A 17343-nucleotide genomic window follows, 5' to 3' on the forward strand; every position below is an offset into this window, starting at 1 on the left:
ATTATTCAAAATCGTCCGCTTTTGACTTGGATAATTATACACTAAAACAGTCTAACTGGTCGTCTCCGGCGCTCTCGACAGCGATCTAACTACTCATGCTTCTGTTGTGTCAGCCATCTCTGCGAACTCCTCCTCCCCTTCGCTCTACGCCCTCGAAAAGAAATTCTCTAAGCCCGAACCGTCTCTTCCCTCCCGACTCGAGACGTCGTTAATCCGCCTCGAGCGTGATCTCCGGCTCGACCATGCGGCCAAATCGGGCGACAACGTCCGTCTCGGCGCGGTCGTAGCCGTCTGCAAAGACCTCGAGGGTGTACTGGCCGGGATCATGTTCCAGTTCAAACTGCCCGTCAGTATCCACCCTTTCGATCATCGTTGAGGTGTCATCACGGAGTCGAACCATCGCGTCCGAGATTGGCTCATCATCTTCGTCTGTGATCGTCCCTGTAATGAGGCTGTTTTTTGAAATCGGCCGCGGTTCGCTCCCTAGTTCTACAACCGCTCGAACAGTCTTATTTGGTTCGACGTATACCTCTTCATAGCCATCTCCGAACCCATCGACGCCCTCTGCGTGAACCTCCCACCACCCTTCGGGAACGACAAACCCCCGCGTCCAGTAATCACCATCCGGAACCCATCCATCGGGTGCAATGGCACTATGCGTTTCACCGTTCCCAAAGAGCGTCACCCGCGACTCGAGCGTCGAGCCCCCGCCGGGTTCGACGATGGCGACCTCGATTTCGCCCTCCTCGGGTCCCCACTCGCGCTCGAGGTCGAAATTGACGCTGGTCGTGTCGCCCGCCTCGAGTTCGATCTCCTCGCTGTCGGCGACGTAGCCGCCTTCGTCGACCGTGACGGTGTAGGTGCCGGGCTCGAGTTCCTGTTCGTAGCGCCCGTTGCTCGCCGTCTCGGTCGACGTCTCCTCATCGAACGCGAGGGTGACGTCTCTGGCCGGGATATCGCCGTACCGGAGGCGACCCTCGACGAGCGCCATGCCGTCGGCTGGCTCGTCCGCGGTCGCGGTTGCTGTCGCGCCTGCAACAGCGAACAGCCCTGCGGTCGCGGCCGTTGAACGTCGAATGAACGTGCGACGATTTGCGTGCATGATAGCTGTCAAAGCATCTGCCTACCCCGGTATATCCTTTCTGAAAACAGTCGTTTCGGAGCGTGTTACTCTCGTTATCGGGAGATTAACGGATTACCCTGAGTATCAACAAAACTTATGACGTTCTACTGATCAGTTGGGGCAATGGATCGACGTTCCCTCCTGCTTTCCGCCGGCAGTGTTGGCGGTCTCCTCGGTCTCGGTGGCTACCACCAGCGGCGTCGCCTCCGCCGCTGGGACGACCGGGACGCCCTCCGGACTGCTCGCGACCGTGACCGGCCTACCCTCGATCCCGCAACAACGCTCACTGTTAGCGACGACCATCTCGAGGCTGCCCGTGCGGATCTTTCGGATCTCGTTGAGGACGTTCGAGACGCGTGGCCCGACTTCGATGACCAACTGGACGCCCTCCCACGCGAGGTTCAGCGAGCACAGTCGCAACTCGAGTCCGCTGAAGACGACCTCGCCGACGCCGACGACCGCCTTACAGACAGTGACGATCTCACGCCGCCCGAGCGACTCCAGTTACTCGATGAGTTTCGAAACGGATTGCGGAGTGCAGGTCAGGCGCTGGCGTTGACCCAGCTCGAGCGCGGTGAGCGAGACGTCGACGACGTCGTCGACGAACTCGAGGCCGCCGAAGCCGAGTACGAAGCCGTCGCTGGGGCAATCGACTACTACGCGGACGACCTTTCATGGGCCGTCGCCGCCTATGGCGAACTCGACGAGCGACTCGAGGACGTCCGCCGCGCAATCGGTTCGGGTCAGCGCGAACTCGAGCAAAACCACCTCAATCAACGACCGAACACTGATCCCGACGAAGAGTCCGAGTGGCGCAGGCTACAAGGTCTGGCACGGGCGTCCTCGCGTGTCTTCGCCGCCGACGCCATGTGTGAGGATATCGAACGCTTCGAAGCACAACTCCACGATGACGCCGATACCACGACCGACGCGGCCGATGCGCTCGAGGCGAGATACGAGGCACTCGAGGATGAGATCGAGACGCTCACTGAGGAGGTTGATTTCAGCTATGGCGACGGGCACGCAGCCTACGCACGCGACATGTGGACGCCGTTTGAATTTGACAGATCGGACGGCTCGGACGAGCGCCGCCGCGGTCGACTTGCCCTCGCAGTCCGCCTCATCGCTGAACGGTACGCAGTCGCACGCACGCTCGAGACATTCGCGGACACCCCATCCCCACGTCACCTCGACACTGACGACCCGCTGTACTCCTCGTTCGAGACGACTGGGGAGGACGTCCTCGAGGCTGCCCGTCGCGCTGACGACGCACTCGAGAACAGTCTCGCTGCTGACGGCGACCACCCGCTCGTTCATCACCTCTGTACCGTCGTTGTCGAGGATCGCGACTGGACCGACAGGCGACTCGAGCGCACCCTCGATGACATCAACGAGGACAGCGACGAGGAGTGGGCGATTGCACTCGAGCGACTCCGACTCGGCTATCTCGAGGTCGAGGCGTTCGTGACGGAACTGCCGGCCGTTCTCGAGGCGATTGAGAGCGAGTGACGGCGCTGCGACGGCAGCGACTCGAGGCTCGCTGGGAGCCACCAAACGGGTCGCTTAAGTCCGTCGGCCGACGTAGGCCGGATACTAATGGAATTTTGCGATGAGTGCGGTTCGATGATGAAAGCCGACGACGGCACCTGGGAGTGTGGCAGTTGCGGCTACACGAAACCGAAAGGCAACACCGAGCAGTACACCGTCACGGACGATCAGGAAGCCAGCGAGGTCATCGAGTCCTCCGGTGAAACGTCGCTGCCCGAAACGGATGCGCTCTGTCCTGAGTGTGGGAACGACCGCGCACACTGGTACATGCAACAGATCCGCTCGGCCGACGAATCCGAGACGCGCTTCTTTATCTGCACCGAGTGCGAGCACAAATGGCGCGAAGACGATAACTAGAACCGAACTTTTTCTCTGCGTGCGGTCGCTTCGCGACCACACTCGGAAAAACTTCGATGAAAAGCACTCCTCCTTCCCCTTCGGGTCAGTCGTCGGCCCGCAAGCAGCCTCGCGGCTGCTCGCGGTCGATAACGGTGTGACGGCCTGCCCTTCCCCGAGTTGCGGACGCCTCGTGATACTCGGCGTCCGCTCCCGGCCGATACGAAAACAGTAAATCGCTACTCGTTGCGCGCGAGCGTCAGATAGCCCGTATGACCCACGGGCGCGGTCGATGGTCTCGAGCCACGGTCATCGAACTGCATCTCGCGCTGGATGGTCTCTCGGGTGCGGATATTCGAGAGGCCGACCTCGCGGGCTGTCTCGACGACGGCGCGAGTCGACTCGATGAATGGGCTGTAGACCGCGACGAAGCCGCCCTCGACCAGTAGATCCGGTGCGTGGGCGATTGCCTCGTCGGCGTCGCCCGTATCGAGCGTCAGCACGTCGAACGACGACGACTCGAGCGCCTCGACATTCTCGAGGAGGTCGCCGGTTCGCACGTCGACAGTGTCAGAAACACCGCCGAGGTCCATGTTCTCGCGAGCGACATCCGCGAAGTCACCCTTTCGCTCGTAGGTGGTGACTTCGGCACCGGCACGCGCCATCATGGCCGCGAGGACGCCAGTTCCGGTGCCAGCGTCGAGTACGCGGTCGCCGCGGGCGATGCCGGTCTCGCCGATCACCAGCCCGATATCGCGCGGGACCATCGGCGCGCCCGTGCGCTCGAAGTGATGAAAGAGGTCCGGGCCGCGGAGTCGTCGGACCTGGAACTCCTCCTCGAGGTGCGTCTCGAGTGTTTGGCCGGGCTGGACGTCTTCTGGTACCTCGAGGACACCGAGGTCGGTGCCCATCTCCTCGCCGGGTTGGACGAGAAACTCGCGGTCGCCGCGGACGAGCAAGACGGGCACGCGGTCGCTTTCGCTCTCGCTCTCGAGGTCCGCAGCAGCGCTGTCGTCGCCGTCAGTATCGCGTCCCGTCACGTGCGGGATTACTCGAGGTCCTCGACCGCCGCGGCGAGGTCGCCGTCGTTGTCCTCGAGTGCGGCGCGGGCGTCGTCCTCGTTGACGCCGGCGCGGGTCGCGACGAGGTCGACATCCTCATCAGGGATCGAGGAGCCAGCGTCGTCGGCTGCGCTGTCTGTAGCGCCGCCGGCGGAGCCGGATTCGACTTCTGCTGGCGAGCCGATAACCTGGTAGGTTTCCTGGCCACGGGCGTCCATTTTCGTGACTTCGGCATCATCGAAGACGAGGTCGTACTCGTCGGTGCGGATGATGACCTCTTCGGCGTCGATATCCTCGACGTCGATGCCCATCTGTTCCATCATCTGTTCCATCTTGCGCGGGTTGAGTCCGCCGCCGCCTCCTCCGAACATACGCGACACGTCGGGGTCGGCAACCTTTTACCCTGCGGTCTGGCTCGCAGACAGTTCGGGGTGTTGAGACAGTCAGAACAGGACGGCAATCCCGATAAGCGGGACGGCGACGTAGACGGCGTGATACAGGAGCGTCGAGGTCCCGACGTGGACGAAGTAGCGCCCGCTCGGATACGCACTCACTCCCGCAGGGATCGCAATCAGCCCGCGACTCCAGGGGATGACATTCGTCGTAAAGACGGCGATGCCACCGTACTGATGGAACCACTGTTCGACCCGCTGGAACGTCTCCGATTCCGGATCGAACGGCAAGAGCGGCAGCATCGACAGGATGTCTTCGCCGTAGCGTCTGCTTCCCGCGTAGATAACGCCTTGCCCGAGTACGTGGGCCGTCGTCACCAGCACGACGATAAGCGCAGCCCGCCAGTAGGTCGGCGTCATCACGGCGACGTACCCCGAGAGAAAGACACTCGTCGGAAACACCTTCCCGATGAGTGCGCCCTTCAGGACAAAGACGACGAACAGCGCCGGCAATCCGACGACGTGGACAACGGCGAGAGCGGACTCGAGGAAGGCGGTGGCTGTCGACATTGCTGGCTACGTGGTCTGGACGCTCACCGTGGTGGGAACGGCGCGGCCGGAGATGCGGGGCAGTCGGGGCGGGATACAGTCGACACTATCACAGGCGGGCTTATAAATCGCCGAGCGAAGTTTCCACGGTGGAAAGTCCACTCCAAATCTTTTAGCTGGCGATCCGTTTTGTGAATCTAATGCTGTTCGATGGGGCACTTGTCGAGTCGCTCGTGAACGCGATTCCCGTCTGGCTAGCGGTTGCGTTACTCGTTGTCTCGTTTCTCGGAAGCGTCTACGTCATTATTCCAGGACTTATCGCCGCCTCGCTGTTCGGAAATCGGACACGAACGATGACCTGGCCAGGGATCATCATCGGTGGCTACGGCCTCTTCGTGACGCTCAAACCGTTGTTTTCGGTTCCTCGACCCGCCGTTACGCCGCCGTTCAGTCCCGAACTGTTGCCCGCCGGACTGTCCGTACTGTACGACCTCGGCCTTGGATTCACCTCCTCGAGTTTTCCGAGTGGACACGCTATCGCTGTGACCGTGTTCTGGGGACTCGTCGCGGTTGACTCCTCAATTGGGTCCCGCCGACAGCGAGTAGCCGGCTGTCTGGGCGTTATCGCCCTCGTGGGCCTCTCGAGGGTCGCACTTGGTGTTCACTACCCCGGTGACGTGCTGGCTGGGATCGCCCTCGGGGGCGTCTATCTGGCTGGCACGCTCGTAATCCGTACGCGCGTGTCGAGACCGGTCCCAACGCTGCTGGCGCTGGGAAGTGCGCTCGCACTCGGTGGCGTACTCACTGGCCGTCCACAGGACGCGCTCGTCCTCTGTGGGGCCGCAGTTGCTGCCGGACTCGTCGCGCGGTACTATCCGGTCTCGAGGAAGCACTCTCCCAGCGCGATCTCATCGTAACTGCGCTCACACTGCGAGTTCCCCGTCGCCACACTACTGTGCTGGTGCGCCTTCGCGAACGAAGACTGCCACGCCGGTCTCGAACTCGCCGATTGCGGCGGCATCCAGTTCCGCCCGGCCGACTGCGATCAACTCGCCGCGCTCGTGGACAACGAGCACCTCATCGCCCGGCCGAATCTCGCTTCCGGCCTCGAGGACGAACTTCGAAAAGACGTTCTTCTCGTCGCGGACGAACGGTTCGCTTTCGTCGTCGATAACGACTCGGTAGGCAGGATACTCGAGGGCGTCGTCGAGGCGTCGACCGCCCTCGAGACCGAGGGTAAACCGGCCGTCAGTGCCGAAAGAGACGAGTCGACCCGCTTCGGCGTGAACTTGTCGTGGTCGGCCTGAAGAGGTGCGTTTGACCGTAAGCGAGTCGGTTTCCGCCTGAGGAAAGAGTGCGGCACCTGCACCTGCGCCAAACTGATAGTCTGCAATGGTCCGCAGCGCCGGCAGACCCGCGTTGCCGTTGGTGTCGTCAGTCATTAGTCTCGCTTTGGGATGGGGCGTCGAAAGCCCTTCGACCTGCTCGAGCGACGCCGTTTACGCGTTCAATCAAATATCATGAACTTTATATACTCAGACTGGATACGTGAGTATGAAATGGATCTGACACAGATCGCCCTCGGAGTTGGCCTCCTGGCGATCAGCGGGTTGGCGTTTCTTGGATCGTCGACGCTCGATCCGTCTCTTATTGCCGGTCTCACTGGGGCAGCACTGCTCGTTGGAACGGGTGCCGTATTGACTGTGACGGCTCGAGACGCGTGTCGGTCTCGAGGAGAGTAACGACAGGGGTGGGACCAGCCTACAGTAAGAACGTCTCGTGACGCTCACCTAGATCGAGAAACGAGTCCGCGGCTTCGATGAGTTCGTCTGCAGTCGAGGATTCAAACGCCATTACTTCGACGCGGACGCCTTCGTGGCGCAGGTGCGAACACAGTCGAGAGAAGTCACCGTCGCCCGTACAGAGGACGAGCGTATCGATGTGGTTTGCAAGCGTTACGGCGTCTAAACTCATCCCAACGTCCCAGTCCGCCTTTTTCGAGCCGTCAGCGAACGTTTTGATGTCCTTGATCTTCGTCTCGAAGCCGATATCCACCAGCGCATCGAAGAAACTCTCCTCTTCGGGCGAGTCCGCGCGGATAACGTAGGCAATCGCGCGCGTGAGTTTTCGATCCTGAACGCCTTTCTCGAGGAGCGACGAATAGTCGATATTTCGGCTGTGGAGGCTCTGTGCCGTGTGATAGAGATTTTGCGCGTCCACGAGCATGGCGACACGCTGGTCGGAATGAATCTCGGTCATAGCCACATGTGGTGTGTCCAGCAGTAAAAATGGGTATCGTTCAGTCGACGCGCTCGTCGACACCAGACTCGAGTGAAAAATCTGCGGCGTCGATTAGCTGCGGAGTTTCTCGATGCGCTTTTCGGTCGGTGGGTGCGTCGAGAAGATCTGCTGGAGGAAGCTCCGGTCAACGTTCAGAATGCACAGCGCGCTGACGTTGTCGTCGATGCGGGACTCGCGGCCTTCGGAGCCACGGGAAATCTTCTCGAGTGCGCGGGCGAGTGGTTCGCCGCTGCCGATGTACTGGCGTGCGTCGTCGTCGGCGACGTACTCGCGGTATCGCGAGATAGCCATCACGAAGATCATCGTCAGCATCTGGGCGACGACCGAACCTGCGTAGGCGACGAGGAAGTTGTTGTCGTCGCGAAGCAGGAAGAAGACCGCGTAGCTCACGATCATCCCGATGGATTGGCCGATAATCATCGTGATCGTATCACGGTTATCCAGATGGGCGAGTTCGTGGGCGATGACACCCTCGAGTTCGTCGCGGTCTAAGAGTCCAATGAGTTCGTTCGAGACGCAGACGACGCCGGCACCGCGGCGGCCAGTCGCGAAGGCGTTCGGAACGCCCATATCTTGGACGACGAGTTTGGGCTTGTCCATACCCATGTCTCGAGCGAGAGATTCGGTCATCTGGTGGATCTGGCGATACTGGCCTTCGTCTGGCATCTCTTCGGTGCCACGAAGGGCCATCCACTTGCCGATTTTGTACTGGGCTGCAGGGAGAAGAACGAGGCTGATCGCCAGTATTGGCAGGAGGCTAACCTGGAACATCTCACTGAAGACGAGCGCTGCGCCAAAGTACAGCGCAAAAAGGATGGTTCCGACGACTGCCATCCGAAGCTTAAGGCCGGTATTATTCATGTGCGGTGGGTAATTCGTATTCAAACCTATAAAGCTCGTGGGAAGCGGACACGGTGTGTGTCTTAGTAACACGCCCAACGTGTGGAGAAAATGGCGATTGGAGCGGTCAGAACGGGTGCTGATCGATCAACCCGAGCTGGCGCATGAAGCCGTACGCGTCGTCGTTGACGTACCGTTCAACGAGCATCCCGTCTTCGATGCGGTCGAACAGCATGCCGGTCACATCGATCTCGTTTCCGGTCGGGTCGACGCCCATCAGTTCGCGGTCGTGGATTCCGGTCGTTCGAAACCGCGTCGCAACCAGTTCGCTGTCATCGTCTGCGATCTGTGCGTCGATTTCCATACGAAACTCCGACACTGCACCGCGGAAGTTCTCGACGAGTTGGCGGTACTCCTCGGGTCCGCGCACCTCCTCGGCGACCATCGGGTTGTGATAGACGAACTCCTCGGCGACGAGTTCGTCGATTTCCTCGAGATCCTCGTCGTTCCAGACCGCCTCGATTTCGTGCTGAACAATGTCTCTGGGATCTACTTGCAACATCTCACTCACCGCTGTCCTACAGGCGTGCTCAGAAGATAATGGTTGTTCACGAATACTCTGAGCGACTGGAAAGCGCGACTGACAGGCGAGTTGCCCAGTTCACCCCCTCGTTTCGCTTGCACCAACTGCGCCAAGTCATAACGGCTAAGTTTCCGGCCGTTCGTTGCTCGAGTATGCGTCGCGTCGCTTCCCCACGTGTCGACCCCATCGTAAGCGACGCCGCTCGTTTTTCCGCCGTTTCGAAACGCCTGAAACGCAGCAACTGATGTGCTCAGTGCGGGCGTGGCACCCCGTTCCGGGCGCGATTCGGCGCGAGGACCGATCAACAACTACTACAGGCTGCTAACCGACACACCACCCACGAACGGTCGGCGGCCACCGACACCCACCACAACCATCATGAGTTCACCAATCGACTTCGAGGGCGTCTTTCCGGCGATGTGTACGCCCTTCGACGAGGACGAACGAATCGACTTCGAAACACTGCAGACGGATGCCCAGCGACTCGAGGCCGCCGGCGTCGACGGCCTCGTTCCCGTCGGCTCGACCGGCGAATCGGCCACGCTGACCCATGACGAACACGTCCGCGTCGTCGAGGCCGTCATCGAGGCCGTCGAGGACGTGCCCGTCATCGCGGGCACCGGCTCGAACAACACCCGCGAAGCGCTCGAGTTGTCCGAACGCGCGGCTGACGCAGGCGCTGACGGCTTGCTCCTCATTTCGCCGTACTACAACAAGCCCGAACAGCGCGGCCTGCTCGAGCACTTCCGAACGATTGCAGATGCCGTCGACGTGCCACAAATTGTCTACAACGTGCCCTCGAGAACGGGCCGGAATATCGAACCCGATACGGCCGTCGAACTTGCGAGCCACGAGAACATCGCGGGCTACAAGGCCGCAAGCGGCGACCTCGGTCAGATCGGCGAGATTGCCGAGCGGACGACCGACGAGGACTTTGCAGTGCTGTCGGGCGACGACGCGCTCACGCTGCCGATGATCTCGGTCGGCGCGACCGGCGCGATCAGCGTCGCGGCGAACATCGAACCCGAACGAACCTGCGCGATGGTCGGCGCGGCACTGGATGGCGACTACGCGCGCGCACAGAATTTGCACCACGAACTCGGCCCACTGTTCCGCGAACTGTTCGTCGAGACCAACCCGATCCCGGTCAAGGAAGCCATGCAGATCCGCGGCTACGGCCCGGCCCGCATGCGCCAACCGCTGTCCCGTCTGTCCGAAGCGTATCGTGACGACCTCGAGGCCGTGCTCGCGGATCTCGAGAATTCGTCGGCTGCGGTTGCGGACGTGGACGCGGCGGAGGACGACCGATGACGATTCGGATCGGCGTCACCGGCGCGACGGGCCGGATGGGCCAGGAAGTGATCGCCGCCGTCGCCGCGCACGACGACTGCGAGGTCGCGTTCGCGGTCAATCGCGACCCCGACGGCGCGACGGTCGATGGCATCGCCGTCGAACCCGCCGACGAGTTCGCGGACCTCGTCCACGAATACGAGCCAACGGCCGTGATCGATTTCACTGGCCCCGAGTCCGCCCTCGAGTACGCCCAGGCCTGTGCCAACGCGAGCGTCCCTTTCGTCACCGGCACGACCGGCTTCGACGACGACCAGCGCGAGCGACTCGAGGCGACGAGCGAAGCCGCCCCGCTCCTTCACGCGCCGAACTTCGCCCGTGGCGTCCAGGCGCTCGTCAACGTCGTCGGCGACGCCGTCCAAGATCTGGCGGGCTACGACGTGGAACTCGTCGAGACCCATCACAACCAGAAACGCGATGCGCCGAGCGGAACGGCAAACCGCTTGCTCGAGGAGATCGAAGCCAACGGAGACTTTAGTGACCGAAAACACGGCCGCGAAGGCTTCGATCCGCGCGAGGAAGACGAAATCGGCGTCCACGTCCTCCGAGCGGGGAACGTCACCGGCGAGCACGAAATCGTCATCGCGGACAACCACGAGGAGGTCCGGCTGACCCACCGCGCCGAGGATCGCGGGGTCTTCGCCGCCGGCGCGGTCGACGCCGCGGTCTGGCTCGCTGACTGCGAACCCGGCAGCTACGACTTTGCGGACGTCCTCGCCGAATAAGTCGGCGCGAATGGATGGAATTTTAGCCCTGCACCCGCCATCCTCGGACAGCTATGAGTACGCTCGAGACCGACATCGAGACGCTGTGGGAGCGCAAACAGAACGGCGAGGTCGACGCCCAGTCCGCCGGCGAGGACGAACACGCCACGCTCGAGGCGTTCCTGTCCGCGCTCGAGGACGGCGATATCCGCGCGGCCGAAAAGCGCGGTGGCGAGTGGGAAGCCAACGAGTGGGTCAAGCAGGGCATTTTGCTGAACTTCGGCCTGCGCGAGAATCGGGCCTTCGAGTACGGCGGCGTCGAGCACTACGACGTGCTCCCGCTCCGAGAGACCGAGGACCTGGGCGAACGGGGCACCCGAAACACGCCGAACGGGACGGCCGTCCGCCGCGGCGCGTACCTCGGGTCTGATTGCATCATGATGAGCCCGAGCTTCGTCAACATCGGCGCGTACGTCGGCGACGGCACGCTCGTCGACTCCTGTGACACGGTCGGTTCGTGCGCCCAGATCGGCGAGAACGTCAAACTCGGCGCGAACACGCTCATCGGCGGCGTGCTCGAGCCTGTCGAGTCCGCGCCGGTCATCGTTGAAGACAACGTCTCCCTCGGTGCCGGCTGTCGCGTCACCTCTGGATTCGTCGTCGGCGAGAACAGCATCGTCGGCGAGAACACCCTGCTGACGCCTCGAATTCCAGTCTACGACCTCGTCGAGGAAAAGGTCATCTACGGCGAACTGCCCGCAAACCGCCGTGCGTTCACGCGCTTCGTCGAATCCTCCGTCAGCGATCACGACCTCTTCGAGGGCGGCGCGTTCAAGCCCGCCGTCGTCGCGACCGATGTCGAAGAAGAGACGCTCGAGGCGACTGAGCGAGAAGACGCGCTGCGGGAGTAACGACCGCACGTTTGTTTCGGTCCAATATATTCCGTGCTGGTGAGTCGACGAGTCGTTACGCTGGCTCGTCGCGGAACCGTACGATGTCGGCGTCTACCTCGTCGAAATCGTCGTCGGCACCGACGAGAAGTGTCCCACCTACAGCGTCAGCTGTTGCAAGCGCATATGCATCGCCGAGTGCCATCGTGTACGCTTCTTTGAGGGCAGCTGCACTGTCCCAACACGCTCGCGGATCGGAGACTGTGACACCCAACTCTTCGAGACGCTCGAGGCTTGCTCGGACAGCCCCAGGACGGAATCCAACGCGAGAACCGACGTAGAGGACCTCCGTTTTCGTCACCGGACTGACGTATCCCTCGACCTCGCCGGACGCAACACGGTCGATCCACGCTTCGACAGTATCACTGCCTGGTTCGTCGTCCAAGTAGGCGATGAGCGGCTCCGTATCGAAGACAATCGTCTCAGTCATGGGTCCTCCGACTCGCTGGAAAAGCGCTCGACGAAATCATCCGCTCGCTGTTTATCACGGTCGCGTTCCTCGCGAAGAACTGCTGTTGCAGGCCGGTCCTCGTCGCCATCGCGCTCGAGACCGCGGAACTCGCGCATCGAACCCACTGGGTGAACGACGATTTCCCCGTCTTCGTTCTCAACGAATTTGACTCGTCCTGGTGCAGGAATTCCGTGTTTCTCCCGGAGTTGCTTCGGAATCGTCGCCTGTCCTTTTTCGGTGACAGAGACGATGCGCTCTTCGCCATTGGTATTACTCGACATAAGTAATACTTCTATTCCGAATTACTTAATTCTGTTTCTGGTTCGCTAACCGGGCGATGTCGACAAACTCGAGGACACTGGTGACGACATCATCTCCACACACTCTGCGACGGCGGACACACAACGTCGAACCCAAACGCTTGAATCCTCGCGGTCACTTGAAGCGGGTAATGACCGACAACGCCGAGTCACCGGCTGTCCGCCGGCTCGACGACTGGGACCTCGAGCGACTCGAGTCTCTCGCGACCGAGTACGAGACGCCACTGTACGTGATGGACTGCGACCGGGTGAAAGCGAACTATACCCGCTTTTCGAACGCGTTTCCGGACGCACACGTCATGTACGCCGCGAAGGCCCACACCGGGAAGGCGGTGCTCGAGGCTGTTCTCGAGGCCGGCGGTACCATCGAGTGTGCGGCCTGGGGGGAACTCCAGCGCTCGATTGAAGCAGGCGCGGACCCGAACGAACTGCAGTACACCGCCGTGAACCCGCCGGCGCACGACCTCGATTACGCCACAGAGTTGGGCGCAGAGAATCCGGAACTCACGATTACAATCGGTGCACTCGACACACTCGAGCGCCTCAACGAGCGCGGCTACGACGGCCGCATCGCGATCCGAATCAATCCGGGTATCGGGACGGGCCACCACGAGAAGGTCGCGACCGGCGCGGACGCGAAGTTCGGCATCCCCTACGAGCGCGTCCCCGAGGTCGCAGACCGCGTGCGCGAAGACTTCGAGTTGGTCGGCATCCACGCCCACGCCGGGAGTGGCGTTCTGACCGACGACCTCGAGGACCACTGCCGCGCAATCGAGCGCGTCGGCGACATGGCTCGCCGCGTCGGCGACGACGAACTGGAATTCGTCGACATCGGCGGCGGCTACGGCGTCCCGTATCGTGAGGACGAGGCGCCGCTGGACCTCGCGAAAACCTCGGACATGGTCCGCGACGCAGTGGGCGACCTTGAGGCCCAACTGAAACTCGAACCCGGCCGCTACATCGTCGCCGACGCGGGGCTGATCCTCACGGAGGTCAACACGATCAAGGAAGCCCCCGATACGACCGTCGTCGGCGTCGACGCCAGTCTCTCGACACTGATCCGGCCGGCGATGTTCGGGTCTTACCACCCGATGCTGAACGTCAGTGCGCCCGACCGCGAGCCGCTCGAGGTCACCGTCGGCGGTCCGGTCTGTACCAGCGCGGATGTCTTCGCCCACGACCGACCGATTGCACGACCGGAACGCAACGATATCCTCGCAATCGGCAACGCCGGCTCCTACGGCTACGAACTCGCGAATCAGTTCCACTCGCAGCCAAAGCCGGCCGAGGTCGTCCTCGAGGACGGCGAGGCTCGCATCGGCCGGCGACGGGAGACACTCGAGGATGTCACGCGACTCGAGCAGTAGCGGTCGCAATGGCGCTGCTGTTAGCGTCGAGACCGCGGGTACCGACAGCAATGAGGGAGAACACCGCGTTCGGGTTTGGTCACGACGCCGATTTACACCTGCTGACTTCGAGTTGAGTCAGGACAAGTTCAAGGACGTACTTGTCCTCCCGCCAGCCACGGCCGCCCAACTCTTCCCAGCGGATGCTACATCTGGATACGTTCGCGTGTCAGCACCTGAGAGCGAGTTAGCTGTACCGCTGTACGCGTTATCATTTTCCGACACCTACGACCCGGTTACTACGAGTTCCGAGGTTCCGGATGCGTATCTGCGCCGCAACGTTCGAGAACGGATTGATCGGCTCCCGGATGCCGACGGCTCTGTCCTCGAACTCGAACCGGTCGAAAATCCTGATTCTGGGCCGCTAACGGTTGTTCGCTTCTCGACTCGAACCGAAAGCACCCGTGACGGCGAATGTCGGGTTCATCCAACTGCCCTCGAGCGAATCGGCGCAACTGATGGCGACGATGTGGAGCTGTACACTCCAGTAACCGGTGGTCGATTACGAACGACTGTTCGTGCCGAGCCAGAACTCGATCCGACAGAGATATCACTCAGCACCCGATCACGGAAGTTACTGCGTGCTGAAATCGAATCACGAGCGACAGGTGCTGTCTCTCGAACGATACACCTTCGCTTACCGACTGAAACCGGTCCGACCGATGATGAACACGGACGCTTCTCTGGGCTTCGGAACCGGTTTCGGAACGGTGTTCACCGAGTGTTCGACGCTGCAGTTGGTTTTCACGAGATTCAACTGCGCGTAATGCTCGGCTTGAACGCCGATGAAGGGCGCAACAGTGCTCGCGTCAACCGTGAGACGATGCGAAGTCTTGGCATCGACGATGGTGATCGGGTCGACCTTATTGTCGATGGAGAGACACGGTCAGTGCGGTGTTATGAACTCTCAGCGGAAAGTCACCTCATCAAGACTGACGAGGATATCGACCCAACCGACGTTCAAGATCGTGTTATTCTGTTGCCAGCGACCGAACGCGAAGCGGCAGGGGCGCTCTGTGATGATGTCGTTCGGGTCCGGCGAAACACCAGACATGTCGCCGTGCGTCAGATTGTCCCGTCGATGTTCGGATTCTTGGGTGTCTTCGTTGGCGGACTCCAAGCGATCAATTTGACGGTCTCGCCAGCCTGGTATCCACACGCAATCGGATTTGTTCTCCTTCTCAGTATTGCGTCGATCTGGGTTGTCCTCTGGCCGGAGCGACAGCGCTGTCAGTGACGAATCAACCATTACACGTGACGTGCGTAATAGACCGTGTCGACGCCCGGTTTCCGATCATCTGGAAGCCGCTCGACACACTCGAAGGATAACTCCTCGAGAATCGCGATGTGTGCGTGATTCGTGCTCCAGGTTTTTGTTGCGACGTATGGGTGTCTGTGGCTGGCAGGAACGTTCTCCTCGAGGAGTGCCCGATAGAGTCGCGTTGCGATGCCGCGGTTTCGAAACCCCTCGTCCACAATGAGAATTTCGACGTGTGTCGCAGGAGTATATCCCTCGAGTGCATCAGCAGTCGTGAGTTCGTGAAACGAACTGAATCCGACCAGATCGTCGCCGTCGAACGCACCAAGCAGTGGTCGAGAGACACATCGGTCGACATAGCCGTCAATATCGGTGGAACCGCCTTCGTCATCTGAGCGAGAGACAGTCGCTCGGTTGGCACCCGTCAGCGGCGGGACGAACGACTCATCAGCATCGACCAGTAGCTGTCGGATCGCTGCTTGCTCGCGCTCGCGTGCTGATGCGTCCACAAACCTGATCGAGACCATTGCTTGGTCTAGCCAGTCGACGGCTATAATCGATACGATGGACAACCACATCCACTCTTCCGTCCACAGTGAGACGAAAGCGGACGCTTAAATCGATAGCATCTATAACCACTACACAACCCGTGTGGTCCGTCAGCAGTTGACTACACATCTAATCCAATTCAGATGACGCTCGATATCGCCCAGTTCCACGCCGACGCCGTCTCGACGCCCTCACACGAGGACGTGACCGAAATGCGCGAGCTACTGGTCGACACGCTCGAGGACGCCGGCCTCGAGTCCGAGGTCGATGATCTCGGAAACGTCCTCGCGCGTCGCGGTGCTGCAGACGCGACGGGTCCGCATATCGTCCTGAACACCCATATCGACACCGTCGCTCCGCACGTCCCCTACGAGCGCGAGGGCGACATCGTCCGCGGGCGCGGGGCCTGCGACGCGAAGGGACCGCTTGCCGCCCTTCTCGCCGCGTTTTTGCGCATCGAACCCGAGGCCGGGACACTGACCCTCGCGATCACCACCGACGAAGAGACGCTGATGACCGGTGCGGCGGAACTCGAGGAGACGCTGGCCCCCGCAGCCGACGGCTTCATCGTCGGCGAGCCAACCGATCTCGACGTCTGTATCGCCGCCCGCGGCCAGTGCGAGGGGACGATCACTATCGAGGGCGAGAGCGGCCACGCCGCGAAGGTGCCTGCCGACCGAAACGCCGTTTTCGGCCTCTCGAGCGTGCTCGAAGCCCTCCGGAGCTACGACGAGGCGGCCGGACCGGGCGCGGACGACGTGCTCGGCGAACCGAAACTGACGGCGACGATGCTCGAGGGCGGCGACGCGCCGAATCGCGTGCCCGACGCTGCGACGCTCACGTTCGACCGGCGCAGCGTCCCACCGGAGACGAGCGAGTCGTTCCGAGTGGATCTCGAGGACTCTCTCGAAGAGCGCGTTCCGGATGCGCTCGAGGTGTCAATCGACCTCATTCGCCCCGATACGCCGTTCCCGAAGGCATTCGTGACGGACTCGGACGACCCGCTGGTTCGAACGCTGGCGGACGAAAGCGGCGGCGAAGTCCGCCCGTTCGGCGCGGCCACCGAGGCTGGCTTTTTTGCGACCCACGCGCCGACTGTCGTCTTCGGCCCGGGCGTGCTCTCGGACGCGGAGGGTGGCGTTGCCCACGCCGAGCGAGAGTACGTTCGGCTCTCGGATATCGAGACGGCCGCGAATGTCCTCACAGACGCCATCGACGAGTTGGTATCGTAGCCTCGAGTGCTCGTCTCGGTCGGGACGACTGGAACACTCACAATCGCACACTGACGCTACTGCGATTCTTGATCCTCGTTTTCTTCAGCATCCGCGTTCCACACATGCAGTCCGTAGAGTCCAGCTAGCGCCGGTATGAGCGCTACAGCGAAAAAGAGAAGCAGAAACATCCTTTCAACCATTGTCTTGGTATACGACGATGGTTGAATATATGATAGTATGGGTTGCGAGGCGTCTGGGTAGCTCGTCTCGTCGTGCAGTGTGATCCCCGAACCGTTCTTTTGGCTCTGCCTCCGGCTACCGACGAAGGACACTGGAGGACACGTTATGAAGCGACTGTGGCTGTGCGATCAAGCCGGCACCCTTCCCAACCAACTCACTGAAGCCTTG

21 protein-coding genes are annotated in these 17343 nt (G+C 61.4%); 10 read left to right on the forward strand and 11 right to left on the reverse strand.

The genetic code is table 11. From position 1 onward, the window contains the following. Positions 1-208: 208 nt before the first annotated feature. A complete protein-coding gene (locus tag B2G88_RS10595) occupies positions 209-1102 on the reverse strand; it encodes a carboxypeptidase-like regulatory domain-containing protein (protein WP_054862987.1) in 894 nt (297 codons plus the stop codon). Between the two features lie 144 nt (positions 1103-1246). On the opposite strand from B2G88_RS10595, the gene B2G88_RS10600 reads away from it, so the two are divergent. Together B2G88_RS10600 and B2G88_RS10605 are read left to right on the forward strand one after the other, a co-directional pair. After that, positions 1247-2632, forward strand: a complete 1386-nt coding sequence (locus B2G88_RS10600) for a hypothetical protein (protein WP_054862988.1) — start codon at positions 1247-1249, stop codon at positions 2630-2632. An 87-nt stretch (positions 2633-2719) separates the two neighbouring features. Further along, entirely contained in the window at positions 2720-3028 is a 309-nt protein-coding gene (locus tag B2G88_RS10605; protein WP_054862993.1) for a transcription factor S, read from the forward strand. Positions 3029-3246: 218 nt separating this feature from the next. On the opposite strand, the gene B2G88_RS10610 is transcribed toward B2G88_RS10605, so the two are convergent. The 3 genes from B2G88_RS10610 to B2G88_RS10620 form a co-directional block, all read right to left on the reverse strand. Beyond that, positions 3247-4047: a methyltransferase domain-containing protein gene (locus B2G88_RS10610; RefSeq protein ID WP_087714741.1), complete on the reverse strand. Its 801-nt coding sequence runs from the start codon at positions 4045-4047 to the stop codon at positions 3247-3249. A gap of 8 nt (positions 4048-4055) precedes the next feature. Then, positions 4056-4439, reverse strand: a complete 384-nt coding sequence (locus B2G88_RS10615; protein WP_054862989.1) for a nascent polypeptide-associated complex protein — start codon at positions 4437-4439, stop codon at positions 4056-4058. Positions 4440-4511: 72 nt separating this feature from the next. Next, positions 4512-5030 carry a DedA family protein gene (locus tag B2G88_RS10620; protein ID WP_087714742.1) on the reverse strand — a complete coding sequence of 173 codons (519 nt, stop codon included), beginning with the start codon at positions 5028-5030 and terminating at the stop codon, positions 4512-4514. Between the two features lie 179 nt (positions 5031-5209). Here B2G88_RS10620 and B2G88_RS10625 point away from each other — a divergent pair, with 179 nt between their 5' ends. Then, positions 5210-5926 (forward strand): phosphatase PAP2 family protein, encoded by a 717-nt coding sequence (locus tag B2G88_RS10625; protein WP_054862990.1) that lies wholly within the window; start codon positions 5210-5212, stop codon positions 5924-5926. A 33-nt stretch (positions 5927-5959) separates the two neighbouring features. Here B2G88_RS10625 and B2G88_RS10630 read toward each other — a convergent pair whose 3' ends face one another. Continuing rightward, positions 5960-6451 (reverse strand): PUA domain-containing protein, encoded by a 492-nt coding sequence (locus B2G88_RS10630; RefSeq protein ID WP_087714743.1) that lies wholly within the window; start codon positions 6449-6451, stop codon positions 5960-5962. Between the two features lie 117 nt (positions 6452-6568). Here B2G88_RS10630 and B2G88_RS10635 point away from each other — a divergent pair, with 117 nt between their 5' ends. Then, positions 6569-6751 (forward strand): hypothetical protein, encoded by a 183-nt coding sequence (locus B2G88_RS10635; RefSeq protein WP_054862991.1) that lies wholly within the window; start codon positions 6569-6571, stop codon positions 6749-6751. Between the two features lie 19 nt (positions 6752-6770). Here the strand turns inward: B2G88_RS10635 and B2G88_RS10640 are convergent, their stop codons facing one another. From B2G88_RS10640 to B2G88_RS10650, 3 genes are all read right to left on the reverse strand, one after another. Continuing rightward, positions 6771-7268: a LabA-like NYN domain-containing protein gene (locus B2G88_RS10640; RefSeq protein WP_054862994.1), complete on the reverse strand. Its 498-nt coding sequence runs from the start codon at positions 7266-7268 to the stop codon at positions 6771-6773. 93 nt (positions 7269-7361) lie between these two features. Further along, positions 7362-8171, reverse strand: coding sequence for a M48 family metallopeptidase (locus B2G88_RS10645; protein WP_087714744.1), 810 nt, complete (start codon positions 8169-8171; stop codon positions 7362-7364). 106 nt (positions 8172-8277) lie between these two features. Further along, positions 8278-8712 (reverse strand): ester cyclase, encoded by a 435-nt coding sequence (locus B2G88_RS10650; protein WP_054862992.1) that lies wholly within the window; start codon positions 8710-8712, stop codon positions 8278-8280. A gap of 399 nt (positions 8713-9111) precedes the next feature. Between B2G88_RS10650 and dapA the strand changes: the two genes are divergently transcribed. The 3 genes from dapA to B2G88_RS10665 are packed head-to-tail and all read left to right on the forward strand — an operon-like array spanning position 9112 to position 11698. Continuing rightward, positions 9112-10044 (forward strand): 4-hydroxy-tetrahydrodipicolinate synthase, encoded by a 933-nt coding sequence (gene dapA, locus B2G88_RS10655; RefSeq protein ID WP_087714745.1) that lies wholly within the window; start codon positions 9112-9114, stop codon positions 10042-10044. Further along, positions 10041-10808, forward strand: coding sequence for a 4-hydroxy-tetrahydrodipicolinate reductase (gene dapB, locus B2G88_RS10660; RefSeq protein WP_087714746.1), 768 nt, complete (start codon positions 10041-10043; stop codon positions 10806-10808). The genes dapA and dapB overlap by 4 nt, the downstream gene beginning before the upstream one ends. Before the next feature lie 53 nt (positions 10809-10861). Next, positions 10862-11698 (forward strand): 2,3,4,5-tetrahydropyridine-2,6-dicarboxylate N-succinyltransferase, encoded by an 837-nt coding sequence (locus B2G88_RS10665; RefSeq protein WP_054862541.1) that lies wholly within the window; start codon positions 10862-10864, stop codon positions 11696-11698. A 55-nt stretch (positions 11699-11753) separates the two neighbouring features. Here B2G88_RS10665 and B2G88_RS10670 read toward each other — a convergent pair whose 3' ends face one another. Together B2G88_RS10670 and B2G88_RS10675 are read right to left on the reverse strand one after the other, a co-directional pair. Beyond that, a complete protein-coding gene (locus tag B2G88_RS10670; RefSeq protein ID WP_054862542.1) occupies positions 11754-12167 on the reverse strand; it encodes a type II toxin-antitoxin system VapC family toxin in 414 nt (137 codons plus the stop codon). After that, positions 12164-12469: an AbrB/MazE/SpoVT family DNA-binding domain-containing protein gene (locus B2G88_RS10675; RefSeq protein ID WP_054862543.1), complete on the reverse strand. Its 306-nt coding sequence runs from the start codon at positions 12467-12469 to the stop codon at positions 12164-12166. The genes B2G88_RS10670 and B2G88_RS10675 overlap by 4 nt, the downstream gene beginning before the upstream one ends. Positions 12470-12639: 170 nt before the next feature. Between B2G88_RS10675 and lysA the strand changes: the two genes are divergently transcribed. Continuing rightward, complete coding sequence (lysA, locus tag B2G88_RS10680) at positions 12640-13875, forward strand: diaminopimelate decarboxylase (protein ID WP_087714747.1); 1236 nt, start codon at positions 12640-12642, stop codon at positions 13873-13875. Next, the gene (locus B2G88_RS10685) at positions 13853-15151 is read left to right on the forward strand and encodes a hypothetical protein (RefSeq protein WP_054862544.1); all 1299 of its coding nucleotides are present in this window, start codon (positions 13853-13855) and stop codon (positions 15149-15151) included. Before lysA ends, B2G88_RS10685 begins: the two co-directional genes overlap by 23 nt. 11 nt (positions 15152-15162) lie before the next feature. Here the strand turns inward: B2G88_RS10685 and B2G88_RS10690 are convergent, their stop codons facing one another. Next, the gene (locus tag B2G88_RS10690) at positions 15163-15699 is read right to left on the reverse strand and encodes a GNAT family N-acetyltransferase (RefSeq protein ID WP_054862545.1); all 537 of its coding nucleotides are present in this window, start codon (positions 15697-15699) and stop codon (positions 15163-15165) included. Between the two features lie 165 nt (positions 15700-15864). Between B2G88_RS10690 and B2G88_RS10695 the strand changes: the two genes are divergently transcribed. After that, complete coding sequence (locus B2G88_RS10695; protein ID WP_087714749.1) at positions 15865-16953, forward strand: M20 family metallopeptidase; 1089 nt, start codon at positions 15865-15867, stop codon at positions 16951-16953. Positions 16954-17343 lie beyond the last annotated feature (390 nt).

The sequence above is a fragment of the Natronolimnobius baerhuensis genome, from assembly GCF_002177135.1.
Classification (GTDB): Archaea; Halobacteriota; Halobacteria; order Halobacteriales; family Natrialbaceae; genus Natronolimnobius; species Natronolimnobius baerhuensis.

Excerpts from the sequence above, each read along its gene's own strand:
- B2G88_RS10595 (WP_054862987.1), bottom strand. The coding sequence starts at position 1,102 with ATGCACGCAAATCGTCGCACGTTCATTCGACGTTCAACGGCCGCGACC.
- B2G88_RS10600 (WP_054862988.1), top strand. The coding sequence starts at position 1,247 with ATGGATCGACGTTCCCTCCTGCTTTCCGCCGGCAGTGTTGGCGGTCTC.
- B2G88_RS10605 (WP_054862993.1), top strand. The coding sequence starts at position 2,720 with ATGGAATTTTGCGATGAGTGCGGTTCGATGATGAAAGCCGACGACGGC.
- B2G88_RS10615 (WP_054862989.1), bottom strand. The coding sequence starts at position 4,439 with ATGTTCGGAGGAGGCGGCGGCGGACTCAACCCGCGCAAGATGGAACAG.
- B2G88_RS10620 (WP_087714742.1), bottom strand. The coding sequence starts at position 5,030 with ATGTCGACAGCCACCGCCTTCCTCGAGTCCGCTCTCGCCGTTGTCCAC.
- B2G88_RS10625 (WP_054862990.1), top strand. The coding sequence starts at position 5,210 with ATGCTGTTCGATGGGGCACTTGTCGAGTCGCTCGTGAACGCGATTCCC.
- B2G88_RS10630 (WP_087714743.1), bottom strand. The coding sequence starts at position 6,451 with ATGACTGACGACACCAACGGCAACGCGGGTCTGCCGGCGCTGCGGACC.
- B2G88_RS10635 (WP_054862991.1), top strand. The coding sequence starts at position 6,569 with ATGGATCTGACACAGATCGCCCTCGGAGTTGGCCTCCTGGCGATCAGC.
- B2G88_RS10640 (WP_054862994.1), bottom strand. The coding sequence starts at position 7,268 with ATGACCGAGATTCATTCCGACCAGCGTGTCGCCATGCTCGTGGACGCG.
- B2G88_RS10645 (WP_087714744.1), bottom strand. The coding sequence starts at position 8,171 with ATGAATAATACCGGCCTTAAGCTTCGGATGGCAGTCGTCGGAACCATC.
- B2G88_RS10650 (WP_054862992.1), bottom strand. The coding sequence starts at position 8,712 with ATGTTGCAAGTAGATCCCAGAGACATTGTTCAGCACGAAATCGAGGCG.
- dapA (WP_087714745.1), top strand. The coding sequence starts at position 9,112 with ATGAGTTCACCAATCGACTTCGAGGGCGTCTTTCCGGCGATGTGTACG.
- dapB (WP_087714746.1), top strand. The coding sequence starts at position 10,041 with ATGACGATTCGGATCGGCGTCACCGGCGCGACGGGCCGGATGGGCCAG.
- B2G88_RS10665 (WP_054862541.1), top strand. The coding sequence starts at position 10,862 with ATGAGTACGCTCGAGACCGACATCGAGACGCTGTGGGAGCGCAAACAG.
- B2G88_RS10670 (WP_054862542.1), bottom strand. The coding sequence starts at position 12,167 with ATGACTGAGACGATTGTCTTCGATACGGAGCCGCTCATCGCCTACTTG.
- B2G88_RS10675 (WP_054862543.1), bottom strand. The coding sequence starts at position 12,469 with ATGTCGAGTAATACCAATGGCGAAGAGCGCATCGTCTCTGTCACCGAA.
- lysA (WP_087714747.1), top strand. The coding sequence starts at position 12,640 with ATGACCGACAACGCCGAGTCACCGGCTGTCCGCCGGCTCGACGACTGG.
- B2G88_RS10685 (WP_054862544.1), top strand. The coding sequence starts at position 13,853 with ATGTCACGCGACTCGAGCAGTAGCGGTCGCAATGGCGCTGCTGTTAGC.
- B2G88_RS10690 (WP_054862545.1), bottom strand. The coding sequence starts at position 15,699 with ATGGTCTCGATCAGGTTTGTGGACGCATCAGCACGCGAGCGCGAGCAA.
- B2G88_RS10695 (WP_087714749.1), top strand. The coding sequence starts at position 15,865 with ATGACGCTCGATATCGCCCAGTTCCACGCCGACGCCGTCTCGACGCCC.